At 64.7% G+C, this 12,204-nt stretch carries 12 protein-coding genes and 1 pseudogene; 10 read left to right on the top strand and 3 right to left on the bottom strand.

Annotated features, from left to right (window positions below; all coding sequences use genetic code 11):
- Positions 1 to 766 (bottom strand): annotated as a pseudogene (locus AX735_RS22195) (hypothetical protein); the annotation flags it as partial.
- Positions 767 to 990: 224 nt separating this feature from the next.
- Between AX735_RS22195 and astD the strand changes: the two are divergent.
- The 10 genes from astD to AX735_RS22245 all read left to right on the top strand — a co-directional run bounded on the left by astD (position 991) and on the right by AX735_RS22245 (position 10,655).
- Entirely contained in the window at positions 991 to 2,427 is a 1,437-nt protein-coding gene (gene astD, locus AX735_RS22200; RefSeq protein ID WP_066284797.1) for a succinylglutamate-semialdehyde dehydrogenase, read from the top strand.
- Positions 2,428 to 2,550: 123 nt separating this feature from the next.
- Positions 2,551 to 3,348 carry a uroporphyrinogen-III C-methyltransferase gene (gene cobA, locus AX735_RS22205; protein WP_066284806.1) on the top strand — a complete coding sequence of 266 codons (798 nt, stop codon included), beginning with the start codon at positions 2,551 to 2,553 and terminating at the stop codon, positions 3,346 to 3,348.
- The gene (locus AX735_RS22210; protein WP_066284798.1) at positions 3,345 to 3,635 is read left to right on the top strand and encodes a DUF2849 domain-containing protein; all 291 of its coding nucleotides are present in this window, start codon (positions 3,345 to 3,347) and stop codon (positions 3,633 to 3,635) included. The genes cobA and AX735_RS22210 overlap by 4 nt, the downstream gene beginning before the upstream one ends.
- A gap of 4 nt (positions 3,636 to 3,639) precedes the next feature.
- The gene (locus AX735_RS22215) at positions 3,640 to 4,092 is read left to right on the top strand and encodes a hypothetical protein (protein ID WP_137775902.1); all 453 of its coding nucleotides are present in this window, start codon (positions 3,640 to 3,642) and stop codon (positions 4,090 to 4,092) included.
- Positions 4,093 to 4,113: 21 nt separating this feature from the next.
- Positions 4,114 to 5,748 carry a nitrite/sulfite reductase gene (locus AX735_RS22220; RefSeq protein ID WP_066284800.1) on the top strand — a complete coding sequence of 545 codons (1,635 nt, stop codon included), beginning with the start codon at positions 4,114 to 4,116 and terminating at the stop codon, positions 5,746 to 5,748.
- A gap of 183 nt (positions 5,749 to 5,931) precedes the next feature.
- Positions 5,932 to 6,369 (top strand): DUF934 domain-containing protein, encoded by a 438-nt coding sequence (locus AX735_RS22225; protein ID WP_066284801.1) that lies wholly within the window; start codon positions 5,932 to 5,934, stop codon positions 6,367 to 6,369.
- A complete protein-coding gene (locus tag AX735_RS22230; protein ID WP_066284802.1) occupies positions 6,366 to 7,196 on the top strand; it encodes a phosphoadenylyl-sulfate reductase in 831 nt (276 codons plus the stop codon). The genes AX735_RS22225 and AX735_RS22230 overlap by 4 nt, the downstream gene beginning before the upstream one ends.
- A 59-nt stretch (positions 7,197 to 7,255) precedes the next feature.
- A complete protein-coding gene (locus AX735_RS22235) occupies positions 7,256 to 7,675 on the top strand; it encodes a BLUF domain-containing protein (RefSeq protein ID WP_231750223.1) in 420 nt (139 codons plus the stop codon).
- 239 nt (positions 7,676 to 7,914) lie between these two features.
- The gene (locus AX735_RS22240; RefSeq protein WP_060979988.1) at positions 7,915 to 8,385 is read left to right on the top strand and encodes a hypothetical protein; all 471 of its coding nucleotides are present in this window, start codon (positions 7,915 to 7,917) and stop codon (positions 8,383 to 8,385) included.
- 227 nt (positions 8,386 to 8,612) lie between these two features.
- Positions 8,613 to 10,655, top strand: a complete 2,043-nt coding sequence (locus tag AX735_RS22245; RefSeq protein WP_231750224.1) for an amidohydrolase family protein — start codon at positions 8,613 to 8,615, stop codon at positions 10,653 to 10,655.
- A gap of 117 nt (positions 10,656 to 10,772) precedes the next feature.
- Here AX735_RS22245 and AX735_RS22250 read toward each other — a convergent pair whose 3' ends face one another.
- Both AX735_RS22250 and AX735_RS22255 read right to left on the bottom strand, forming a co-directional pair.
- Complete coding sequence (locus AX735_RS22250; protein ID WP_066284804.1) at positions 10,773 to 11,360, bottom strand: GNAT family N-acetyltransferase; 588 nt, start codon at positions 11,358 to 11,360, stop codon at positions 10,773 to 10,775.
- A gap of 4 nt (positions 11,361 to 11,364) precedes the next feature.
- The coding region (locus tag AX735_RS22255) for a beta-ketoacyl-ACP synthase III (RefSeq protein ID WP_066284805.1) at positions 11,365 to 12,204 on the bottom strand (840 nt) is incomplete at its 5' end.

A 12,204-nucleotide genomic window follows, 5' to 3' on the forward strand; every position in this document is an offset into this window, starting at 1 on the left:
GCCAGCCGAACGCCTGGCTGCCGACGCCCGAGGCGACCGATTCGCCGCCGATCGCCGTCGCGTGGAAGCCCGAGGCATTGGCGAGGTCGCCCAAGGCGACCGCGTCTTCCTGCGTGGCCCGTGCGGCATTGCCGATGGCCACCGCCGTGCCCAGCGATGCTGCGCCCGAGGGGGTGGTGCCGATGGTTGCGGTGGTCGAATTCGCGCCGATGGCGATGCTGCTCAGCGACGAGGAGGCGGCCGCCGTACCGATGGCGATCGCGAAATTGGCGGACGCGTTGGCCGAGTCACCCAGGGCATGCGATTGCAGTGCGGAAGCGGTCGCGAACGTGCCGACCGCAGTCGAGAAATTGCCCGAGGCAGTGGCTGCGGCACCGACCGCCGACGACTGGATCCCCGAGGAAACCGAGCGCGCGCCCAGGGCCGTGCTGAAGCTTCCCGAGGCGAGGGACTGGTTGCCGACCGTGGTGGCCCCATCACCCGACGCGGTCGAGGCCGCCCCGATGGCGGTCGATTCGGGGTTCAGCGCGCGCGCGGTGTGCCCGACAGCGGTCGATCCGAACCCGCTTGCGACGGAATTGACGCCGCATTCGGTGGATTGCGCCGGGTCATCGGCATTGCCTGCGATCCCGTCAGGTCCGGCATTGGCGTTGCAAGGTGCGGTGGCATCGGCATAAGCCGGGCTCGCGATTGCGATGGCTGCAGCACTTGAGGCCAGAAAAAGCGTGGCACGCAACGCTTTTGCGTTGTTGGGGAAAGATTTCATGGGACCGCTCCTTGCTCGATGACAAGGCGGGTTTGCCCCCGGCTATAACTTTACTCATGCGACCCTGTTCGCCGAGTGGTCGTTAACCAGCCGTAGCGAAATCTATCAGAGCGACCGCGATGCGCAACCCCAAGAAATCGCCACAAATTTGTCACCATGGCGTTCAACGGTTTCCGCCGCGTTCATAACTTGCTATCGGGGGTTCCAGGTTCGCACAACCGGTCATGAACTGCTCGCCAGAAAGCGTGAAATTGCCTGAACTTGTCTCCTTCGAGCCTGCAAGCGGTGCCCGGCTCTGGTCCGGCCCGCACGGCGATGTCGATGCCGAAGTCGCAACCGCGCGTGCGGCCTTTCCCGAATGGGTGGCGATGGCGGTCACCAAGCGGATCGAGCTTTGCCGCCGCTTTGCCAATCAGGTGCGCGCGCGCGCCGAGGAAATGGCCGAGCTGATCGCGCGCGAAACCGGCAAGCCGATGTGGGAATCGCGGACCGAGGTGGAATCGGTCGTCGCCAAGGTCGATATTTCGGTCGCCGCCTATGCCGAGCGCACTTCGCAGCGCAAGCTCGACAGCGCGCTGGGCGGCACCATGGCGCTCAGGCACAAGCCGCATGGCGTGATGGCGGTGCTGGGGCCTTACAATTTCCCCGCGCATCTGCCCAACGGGCATATCATCCCCGCGCTGATCGCGGGCAATGCCGTGGTGTTCAAGCCTTCGGAAAAGACGCCTGCCGTCGGCGCGATGCTGGTCGAATGCCTGCACCAGGCGGGAATCCCCGAAGGCGTCGTGCGGCTGCTGATCGGCGGCGCGGACGAAGGCAAGGCGCTGGTCGTGCACGAGGATGTCGATGGCGTGCTGTTCACCGGCTCTGCCACCACCGGCATCGCGATCAACCGCACGCTCGCCAGCCGCCCGGACAAGATCGTCGCGCTGGAAATGGGCGGCAACAATCCCATGGTGGTCTGGGATACGCCATGCATCGCCGATGCGGCGGTGCTGATCATCCAGTCGGCCTTCACCTCGGCGGGGCAGCGCTGCTCGGCGGCCAGCCGTCTGATCGTTCGTGACACCATCTACGATGCGGTGATCGCCGAAACCAAGAAGCTGGCCGACCGGCTGGTCGTCGGCAAGCCGTTCGACGATCCGCAGCCGTTCATGGGTCCGGTGATCGACAATCCTACCGCCGATGGGCTGACCGAAAGCTTCCTCTATTTTCTCAGCAACGGTGGCCGCGTCATCAAGCATCTGGTGCGGCTCGACGACAGCCTGCCCTTCCTGTCGCCCGCGATCATCGACGTCACCAATGTCAAGGATCGGCCCGATATCGAGCTGTTTGGCCCGCTGCTGCAGGTGGTCAAGGTCAGCTCGTTCGAGGAAGCGGTGGCCGAGGCGAACAATACGCGCTTCGGCCTGTCCGCTGCTCTGGTCGGCGGCAGTCCGCAGCATTACAAGCAGTTCTGGGCCAACATCCGCGCCGGCATCGTCAACTGGAACCGACCGACCAACGGGGCCTCGTCCAAGGCACCGTTCGGCGGGGTCGGACTTTCGGGCAACCACCGCCCCAGCGCCTATTATGCGGCCGATTACTGCGCCTATCCGGTCGTCTCGAACGAGATGGAACAGCCGCGCGCGACCATCGGCATCGGCCTGAAATCGGACTGAAACGGGACCGGGGGACCAGGTTCCTTCGCAGCCGCAAAAGCAAATCTAACCCCTGCCCAAGGGGTTCTGCTTTGCATCCGAGGCCTCCAAATATCAGATGCACCGTTGGAAAGGACCAACGGCATGACGCATCCCCCTTCTGTCCCGCAAACGGCGCCCGGCACGGTGTGGCTGGTCGGTGCAGGCCCCGGCGATCCCGATCTGCTCACCGTCAAGGCCGCGCGGATCATCGCGCGCGCCCGGCTGATCGTGCATGACGGTCTGGTCGATGACGCCATCCTGGCGCTCGCCCGGCCCGATGCGCAGCTGATCTCGGTCGCCAAGCAGCGCGCCCGGCACACGCTGCCGCAACAGGACATCAATGCGCTGCTAATCGAACAGGCGCGCGCGGGCCATGATGTCGTGCGCCTGAAAGGCGGCGATCCGTTCATCTTCGGCCGCGGCGGCGAGGAAGTCGATGACTGCCGCGCCGCTGGTGTCCACGTCGAGGTGATCCCCGGCATCAGCGCTGCCAATGGCGCCGCTGCCGCAGCCCAACTGCCGCTCACTCATCGCGACCTTGCGAGTGCGGTGACGTTCGTCGCCGGCCAGTGCAAGGGGCTGACCGAACAGGACTGGTCCGGCCTCGCCGGAAAGGGCCGCACGCTCGTCATCTATATGGGCGTCGCCACCGGCGATGCGATCGCCGAGAAGCTGATCGCCGACGGCCTGTCGCCCGATACGCCGGTGGCCGTGCTCGAGAAAGGCACGCGCGCCGATATGCGCACCCTGCGCACGCTGCTGACCGATCTCGGGCCCATGATCGCGCGCGAGAAGGTGGTGAGCCCCGCGCTGATCGTGATCGGCGATGTCGTCACCCGCGCCAAGGCCACCGACTGCCTGCCCACGCTCTTTGCCCAGCATCTGGAGCCGATTTCATGAAGATTCTCACCGGTAATGACCTGAAGACCGGCGACGTCATCTGGTGGGCGGGCGATACACGCTGGTCACGCCACCTCGCCGACAGCGTCGATGCAGGCGACGAGGCCGAAGCGATCCTCAAGCGCGAGGAAGCCGCGTTGCGCGTGAATGTCCCCTATATCGTCGATGGCAGGCAGACCGATCAGGGTCCGATGCCGCTGCACATCAAGGAACGCATCCGTGCCTTCGGACCGACGGTGCGCACCGACCTCGCCATCAACACCAGCATCCCGATCGTGAGGGCCTGAAACCATGCCCTCGCGCCGTGACGCCTTGGCAGGAATGGCGGGCCTGGCCATGCTGGGCGGCTCCGCCGCGCCCGCGCTCGCCGCAGCTGCGCGCCCGACGGTGGTGGTCGAACAGACGCTGCTCAAGGCGCTGCCGGGCAAGGCCGATGCGCTGGGCCGGTTTCTCGCCGCCAACTGGCTGGTGATGGATCAGCAGGCGCTCGACCAGGGGCTGTTCACCGGCTTCTGGCTGACGCGCTCCGCCCCCGGCTTCGAGGCGTGGGATTATGCGATGCAGGTCGGTTACCCGACCGCGCAAGGCTATGACGACCCTGCCACGGCAAAGGGTTTCGAGGCGATCCGCAAGGTCCACAAGACCGTGCTGATCGAGGGAGAGGGTCTGGCGCAGCTGGGCCGGATTGTCGGCAGCCAGCGGCTCGATCTGGTCGCCGTTCGCGGCTTTGCCGCACAGGTTTGAGATTTTTCGGAAGGGTACGCGATGTATCAGTATGACCAATACGACCAGGCGATGGTCGATGCGCGCGTCGCGGAATTCCGCGACCAGGTGCGCCGCCGTCTCGATGGCAGCCTGCCCGAGGACGAGTTCCGCCATCTGCGCCTGAAGAACGGCCTATATCTGCAGCTGCACGCCTATATGCTGCGCGTCGCCATTCCCTATGGCACGCTCAATTCGCAGCAGATGCACATGCTCGCCCATATCGCGCGCAAGTATGACAAGGGCTATGGCCATTTCACCACCCGGCAGAACATCCAGTATAACTGGATCAAGCTGGAGGATGCGCCCGACATTCTTGCCGAGCTGGCGACGGTCGAGATGCACGCGATCCAGACCAGCGGCAACTGCATCCGCAATATCAGCTCGGACCAGTTCGCGGGCGCTGCCGCCGACGAGATTGCCGATCCGCGCCCCTGGGCCGAATTGCTGCGGCAATGGTCGACCTTCCACCCCGAATTCCAGCTGCTGCCGCGCAAGTTCAAGATCGCGGTGATCGCCTCGCCCAATGACCGGGCGGCGATGCGGCTGCACGATATCGGCATCGAGCTGGTCAAGAACGAGGCGGGCGTGCTCGGCGCGCGGTTCTTTGCCGGTGGCGGCATGGGCCGCACCCCGATGATCGCGCCGATGATCCGCGAATGGGTGCCGATAGAGGAGCTGATCAGCTATGCTGAGGCCTGCCTGCGCGTCTACAATCGCCATGGCCGCCGCGACAACAAGTACAAGGCGCGCATCAAGATCCTGGTGCACGAACTCGGCGCGGCGGAATATATCCGCCAGGTCGAGGAAGAATTCGCGCACATGAAGACGCGGGGGCTCAACCCGCCTGCAGCCGAGCTCGAGCGGATCAGCGCTTTCTTCCAGGACCCGCCGTTCGAGCAGGGGCTGAGCGACGAAATTGACCGGTCGGACCCCGATTTCGCGGTTTGGGTCGATCAGAACACCCACCCTCACCGCGTGCCGGGCTATACTTCGCTGACCATCAGCCTCAAGCCGGCCGGCGGCATTCCCGGCGACGCCACGGCCGAGCAGATCGACCTGATGGCCGAACTGGCGCGCGACTATGCGTTCGACGAGCTGCGCGTGACGCATGCGCAGAACATCGTGCTGGCGCATGTCCGCAAGGCCGATCTCTACGCGATCTGGCAGAAGCTCGATGCCGCAGGCCTCGCCACCGCGAATCTGGACCTGATCGGCGACATGATCGCCTGCCCCGGGCTCGATTACTGCAGCCTCGCCAATGCCCGCTCGATCCCGGTGGCGCAGAAGATTTCGGAGCGGTTCGCCGATACCGGCCGTCAGCGCGATCTGGGCGAGCTCAAGCTCAAGATCTCGGGCTGCATCAACGCGTGCGGCCACCACCATGCCGGGCATATCGGCATCCTGGGCGTCGACAAGAAGGGGCTGGAAAACTACCAGCTGCTGCTCGGCGGATCGGGCGCGGAGGACGTATCGCTCGCCAAGATCGTCGGCCCGGGCTTTGACGAGGACGGCATCGTCAACGCGGTCGAGACTGTCACCAACGTGTATCTCGGCGCACGCGAACCGGGCGAACGCTTTGTCGATACCTATCGCCGCATCGGCATGCAGCCGTTCAAGGAGGCGCTTTATGGCTGACGCATCCCAGGCCCATCTCCCTTCCCCGTTTGTCCCGAGCCCTTCGACGCCGCCTGTCGGCGTCTCTCAGGATGAACTTCAGCCTCTGGCTGAAGTCGAGGGACGTGATCGCTACCGTTTCGCCGACGTCCCTCGACACGCTCGGGACAAACGGATTTGGGTGCGCACTGCAGGAGAAGCGGCATGACCACACCCCAGATCCTTTATCGCGACGAACCTGCGGTTACCGATACCGCCATCCCGCTCGCCGAGTTTACGACCGGCACCAATTCGGCTGCGGTGCGCATCGAGCCAGGCGAGGACGCGCGCGCACTTCTTCCGCAGCTCGATCAGCTTCGCCTTGTCGAGGTGAACTTTCCGAGCTTCGGCGACGGACGCGGCTTTTCCAGCGCACAGATCCTGCGCGAAGCCGGATACAAGGGCGAACTGCGCGCGGTCGGCGATGTGCTGGTCGACCAATTCGTCTTCCTGCGCCGCTGTGGCTTCGACAGCTTCGCGCCGCGCAAGCCGCTCAACCCGGACGATGTGAAGGCGGCCGAGGGCTTTTTCCCCGAATTCTACCAGAAGACCAGCGACGGCGTCGCCGCGATCTGGGCGAAGCGGCATCAGGTGGCATCATGAAGCAGACCGAAGTCAACGCGCAGCCCGCTGCCAGTGCTGCCCCCCGCCAGCGCGACCGCATCGATGCGGGTCCGCGCTTTACCGAGCGCGACGCGATCCGCCTGAACAACATGTTCCGCGGCACCGATACGGCCGAGATGATGCGCACCGTGATCCGCGACGGGCTGGTCGGCGATCTTGCGATCGTCTCGTCCTTCGGCGCGGAGAGCGCGGTGCTGCTGCACATGATCGCCTCGGTCGATCCCTCGCTCCCGGTGCTGTTCCTCGATACCGGCAAGCATTTCCCCGAGACGCTGGCCTATCGCGACACGCTGGTCGAGCGGCTGGGGCTGACCAACCTGATCCTGCTGTCGCCCGATGCAGAAGACCTGGAAAAGCAGGACGCCAACGGCCTGCGCTGGTCCTACGATCCCGATGGCTGCTGCGAGATCCGCAAGGTCCGCCCGCTGGCCAAGGCGCTGCTCGCCTATGACGGCTCGATCACCGGCCGCAAGGGCTTCCAGTCGGCAACGCGCCAGGGCCTGCCGCGGTTCGAGATCGACACGTCCGACGCGCAGGGCCGGTTCAAGCTCAATCCGCTCGCGAGCTGGACCAAGGAGATGCTCGACAGCTATTTCGCCGAACACGACCTTCCGCGCCATCCGCTCGAGGCGCAGGGCTATCCCTCGATCGGCTGCGCGCCGTGCACCAGCAAGGTCGCGCCCGGCGAAGATCCGCGCTCGGGGCGCTGGAAGGGCTGGGACAAGACCGAATGCGGCATCCATAGCGAGGTAACGCCGCTCCCCGGTGCCCAGGATGACAATGGAGCGAATGATCCTGTCTTCTGATCGACAGTAAACTGCAGAAAAATTCGGAGCAATTCGATCCGATTCAGGGCATTTTAACCATGCTGCAGCAATCTGCGGTCATGTCAGAGCGCCCCGATCTTTTGCAGATCCTGTATATCAGCACGGTTTCTCCAAGAGAAACCGTCGATCTGGAATCGATCCTCGCGGTGGCCCGGCGCAACAACCGCGCGCACGACATTACCGGCCTGCTGATGTTCAACGGCAAGCGCTTTCTGCAAGTGCTCGAAGGGCCGTCGGGTGCGGTGGAGAACACGTTCGAGCGCATTCGGCGCGATACGCGGCATCGCGCGCAGGTGATGCTCAGCCGCCGGACCGTGGGCAGACGCGAGTTCGGCGACTGGTCGATGGCGTTTCGCGACGGGCATGCCGGCGAGGTCGATGACCTCATCTGTGCCAGGACCGCAGATGCCCACCCCAATCTGCGTGCCGAACTGACGGCCTTCGCCAGACAGATCTGAGGGCATAGTCTGCGTCTATTGCTGCGCAGCATGAACGTCTTTCGCGCTGTAGTTGACAGACGGGCTTGCCGACCCCATTCTCGACCGCAGCAGGCCGGGCCCCTCTGGCGCAGCAATTTCCAATGCTGCGTGATGTCGGACTGCTACGGGATGCGCACCATCCCGGGCTTCCGGCCCGGTCAATCGATCGAAATCCCGCGCATCCCGACCAATGCACATCCATTGGAAAGGACAATGCCATGAAAAATATAAAGGCCGCCACGATCGCGGCTCTGTCAGTTGCAGGACTTTCGATCCCCGCCAGCGCTTCTGAATTTCAGCACATCCGCCATCAGGTGCAGGTGCCACACGGAGAGCGCGAAGTGACCGCCGTCTATCAGCCCAAGACGATGGTCAGCTATCGCCAGATCGGCAATATGAGCCCGAACCGGCCCAGCACCGCCCGCTGCCTGTGGAAGGCGGAAGTCATGGTCGAACGGCATCTCCAGGCCCCGGCCGGACAGGGCAGCCATGTCGTGCGCACGCTGGTACCGGCCAAGCTGATCGAAGGATCGACCAACGGCCGCTGCGCCCAGGGCAAGGAGCAGGTCAGCGACACGCTCGCCCGCCGCGCCGATGAGGTGCAGGCGCATGTGCTGGCGGTCGCCGCCGAAGACCGCAATGCCCTGATGGCCGAACTCAGCATCGCCACGGGCAACCCGGCGAGCTGATATATCCCAATCCTCTCCCAGCTTGCCTGGGGGAGGTGGCAGCCCGCAAGGCTGACGGAGGGGCCAGTGCGCCGCAGGTGGCGCGGCGCCCCTCCACCCTTCGCATCGCGACCGCCTCCCTCCCGGGCATGCTCCGGGAGCATTTCGCGCGTTGCCGCCGCTTGCCATCCCCTTCCCGCTAGCCCATTGTCTGCGCAGATAAAAATCCTCGCAGGGAAGGACTGGCCGTGGCCGCTAAAGCACTGAAATTCGGTTCCATCGCGCTCGCGCTCGCGATCGCCCCGTTGGGCATGCCCGCACAGGCACAAGATTCGACCGAGAATTTCACCGTCATCATCGGCGGGACCAATGTTGGCCATCTCGATGTCGTGCGCAGCGGCGACGCGGTGAAGATCGATTACGACTACAAGAACAACGGTCGCGGCCCGACGATGAAGGAAGAGCTCAAACTCGACGCCAAGGGCATGCCGGTTGCCTGGAAGATCACCGGCAACTCGACCTTCGGCAACGCGATCAACGAGAGCTTCACGATGCAGCGCGGCACCGCGCGCTGGACCGATTCAACAGGTTCAGGAACCGCCAAGCCCAAGGGCCAGGCCATCTATGTCGCGCAGGAAGGCAGCCCCTGGTCGGCAGGGCTTTATGCCCGCGCGCTGCTCGCCGATGACGACCGTTCCATCCCGGCACTGCCCGGCGGCGCGCTGAGCCTCGCCGAGCTCGAGAAGGTGCAGGTGACCGGCAGCGGCGGGGCGATGACCGTCACCGCTTATGCGCTGTCGGGCAACGATCTCGACCCCGGCTATTTCCTGCTCGACGACAAGGGCGCGCTGTTCGCCGCGATTTCCCCGCGCGCCGTGTTCGTGCGCAAGGGCTTCGAGGGCGAGGACATCAAGCTGCGCGATCTGGCGGTAAAATATTCGACCGAGCGCTTCGTCAAGATGCAGGCCAAGGCGGCGAACAGCTACAAGGCGCCGGTGCGCATCACCAATGTGCGCGTGTTCGACCCGGTGGCGATGAAGCTGACCGAACCGAAAAGCGTGCTGGTCAGCGGGCGCCATATCTCCGCAGTACTGCCCGCCAGCAGCCCCGCCACGCCAGGCGAGGTGACGATCGACGGCGAAGGCGGCACACTGGTTCCGGGCCTGTACGAGATGCACGGGCATATCGGCCAGGAAGACGCGATGCTCAACGTGCTGGCAGGCATCACCTCGGTGCGCGACATGGGCAACGAGATCGACGTGCTCGACGGCCTGATCGAGCGGATCGATAGCGGCGTGCTGGCAGGGCCGCGGATCATCAAGTCGGGCTTTATCGAGGGCAAGTCGCCGTTCAGCTCGAACAACGGCATATTGGTGAACAGCCAGCAGGAGGCGATCGACGCCGCGCGCTTCTATGCGGCGCGCGATTACCAGGCGATCAAGATCTACAACAGCATGAACCCCGAATGGATTCCGGCTTTGGTCAAGGAGGCCAAGGCGCTGGGGCTGCACGTAATGGGCCATGTGCCAGCCTTCACCAATGCCGATGCGATGATCGCGGCGGGCTATGACGAGATGACGCACATCAACCAGGTGATGCTGGGCTGGGTGCTCGAACCGGGCGAGGACACGCGCACCCTGCTGCGCCTCACCGCGCTCAAGCGGCTGCCCGCGCTCGACCTCAACAGCGGCCGCGTCAACGCCACGATCCGCGCGATGGTCGATCGGAAGGTCACGATCGACCCCACCTTCGCCATCCATGAATCGCTGCTGCTCTCGCGCAACGGCATGATCAATCCCGGCATGGTCGATTATGTCGACCACATGCCCGTCGGCGTGCAGCGCAGCGCGAAACAGGCCTGGGCCAAGATTGCCGATGCGGCGGACGACAAGGCCTATCGCGGCGCGTTCGATCAGGTCGCGGCGACGATCCGCAAGATGCACGAATCGGGCATCTTCCTCGTCCCCGGCACCGATATGGGCGGCAGCTTCACCTATCATCGCGAGCTGGAACTGTACCAGAAGGCGGGCATGACCCCCGCGCAGATCCTGCGCCGCGCGACCTATGACATGGCGCAGTATCTGAAGCAGGACCAATCGCTGGGCAGCATCGAAAAGGGCAAGTACGCCGATTTCTTCCTGATCCAGGGCGACCCGACCAGGGACCTGAAGGCGATCAAGGCGATCCGACTCGTCGCCAAGGACGGCGTCTTCTACTATCCGAGCGAGGTCTATCCCGAATTCGGCATCAAGCCGTTCGCCACCAAGCCCAAGGTGAAACTGCCGAAATAAGCAAGGAGGAGAGAGCCATCTCTCTTCGTCACCCCCGCGAAAGCGGGGGTCCCGCTTCTGCGCCAGCGCTGCACCTATAGCGGGATTCCCGCGTTCGCGGGAATGACGGGCAGAGGCCTAGAGCTCGCGCGACCAGAACTGCATCGGGTGCGGTGTCTCTTGCGCCTCGCCGATGTCGAGCCAGTCGAAGCTGGTCACCAGCCCGTCGACCTTGGCATAGCCGCGCTTGGCCCAGAAAGCGTCGAGCGGGCGATAGCCCGCCGGGCGCAGCCTATGGTCGGCAGGGCGCTGCACCGCGCAGAAGGTGGCTACGCGCGCCCCTGCCGCCCGGCTGGCCGCCTCGCGATGGTCGAAGAACGCGTGGCCGATGCCCTGACCGCGATAGCCGGGCAGCAGCACCGACTCCCCGAAATAAAAGGTCCGCGCGACATCCCATCCCGCCGCGACGAAGGGTGCCTTGAATTCGGGTTTTTGCGCCGCGAGCGGCGATGCCGTTGCCGCGCCGACGATCGTTTCGCCATCGCGCGCGATCACCAGCGCAGCATCGGGCGCGGCGGCAAACTCGGCGAGATAGTCGCGCTCGTAATCCGCATCGCCTTCATAGAGATACGGCCATTCGGCGAACACCGCGATGCGCAATAGCGCCAGCGCTTCGATCGCTTCTGCTATGCGGTGGGCGGGCAATGTCTCGACCGTCACCGCCATCGCATCAGGCCGCCTTGCGAATGACCACCGAGCCCGCGGAATAACCCGCACCGAACGAGCAGATGATCCCGGTATCGCCGGGCTTCAGATCCTCGCTATTGAGGTGGAAGGCGATGATCGATCCGGCGGACGAGGTATTCGCATAGGTGTCGAGCACCGTCGGACTCTCGTCCTCGCTCGCCTCGTGCCCGAGCACGCGCTGCGCGATCAGCCGGTTCATCCCCGCATTGGCCTGGTGCAGCCACAGGCGGCGCAGATCCGCAGGCGCGATGCCGAGCCGCGCGATATGATCGGTGATGAGATCCCCGACCATCGGCACGACCTCCTTGAACACCTTGCGGCCTTCCTGGACGAACAGCTTGTCGGCGCTGTCACGGCTCTCCGGCGCGGTGCGGTTGAGGAAACCGAAATTGTTGCGGATGTTGTTGGAAAAGCGCGTCTTGAGCTGCGTGCCCAATATGTCCCAGTGCCCGGCGGGCGCGAAATCGGCCGCCTCGACCAGTACGGCGGTCGCCACGTCGCCGAAGATGAAATGGCTGTCGCGATCGCGCCAGTTGAGATGGCCCGAGCAGATTTCCGGGCTCACCACCAGCACCGAGCGCGCATTACCGGCGCGGATGAAATCGGCGGCGGTCTGGATGCCGAAGGTCGCCGAGGAGCAGGCGACGTTCATGTCGAAGCCGAAGCCCTCGATGCCCAGCGCGTCCTGTACCTCGATTGCAATGGCGGGATAGGCACGCTGCAGGTTCGAGCAGGCGACCAGCACCGCATCGACATCCTTGGCATCGCGGCCTGCCCGGGCTAGCGCATCGCGCGCGGCAGCGACACCGATTTCGGCGAGCAC

This window comes from Blastomonas sp. CCH1-A6 (genome assembly GCF_001556365.1).
In the GTDB taxonomy this organism is placed as follows: Bacteria; Pseudomonadota; Alphaproteobacteria; order Sphingomonadales; family Sphingomonadaceae; genus Blastomonas; species Blastomonas ursincola.

What these genes read in the sequence shown, in the direction of transcription:
- AX735_RS22230 (WP_066284802.1), top strand. Translation starts at nt 6,366, where the DNA reads ATGAAGCAGACCGAAGTCAACGCGCAGCCCGCTGCCAGTGCTGCCCCC.
- AX735_RS22220 (WP_066284800.1), top strand. Translation starts at nt 4,114, where the DNA reads ATGTATCAGTATGACCAATACGACCAGGCGATGGTCGATGCGCGCGTC.
- AX735_RS22225 (WP_066284801.1), top strand. Translation starts at nt 5,932, where the DNA reads ATGACCACACCCCAGATCCTTTATCGCGACGAACCTGCGGTTACCGAT.
- AX735_RS22250 (WP_066284804.1), bottom strand. Translation starts at nt 11,360, where the DNA reads ATGGCGGTGACGGTCGAGACATTGCCCGCCCACCGCATAGCAGAAGCG.
- astD (WP_066284797.1), top strand. Translation starts at nt 991, where the DNA reads ATGAACTGCTCGCCAGAAAGCGTGAAATTGCCTGAACTTGTCTCCTTC.
- AX735_RS22235 (WP_231750223.1), top strand. Translation starts at nt 7,256, where the DNA reads ATGCTGCAGCAATCTGCGGTCATGTCAGAGCGCCCCGATCTTTTGCAG.
- AX735_RS22240 (WP_060979988.1), top strand. Translation starts at nt 7,915, where the DNA reads ATGAAAAATATAAAGGCCGCCACGATCGCGGCTCTGTCAGTTGCAGGA.
- cobA (WP_066284806.1), top strand. Translation starts at nt 2,551, where the DNA reads ATGACGCATCCCCCTTCTGTCCCGCAAACGGCGCCCGGCACGGTGTGG.
- AX735_RS22215 (WP_137775902.1), top strand. Translation starts at nt 3,640, where the DNA reads ATGCCCTCGCGCCGTGACGCCTTGGCAGGAATGGCGGGCCTGGCCATG.
- AX735_RS22210 (WP_066284798.1), top strand. Translation starts at nt 3,345, where the DNA reads ATGAAGATTCTCACCGGTAATGACCTGAAGACCGGCGACGTCATCTGG.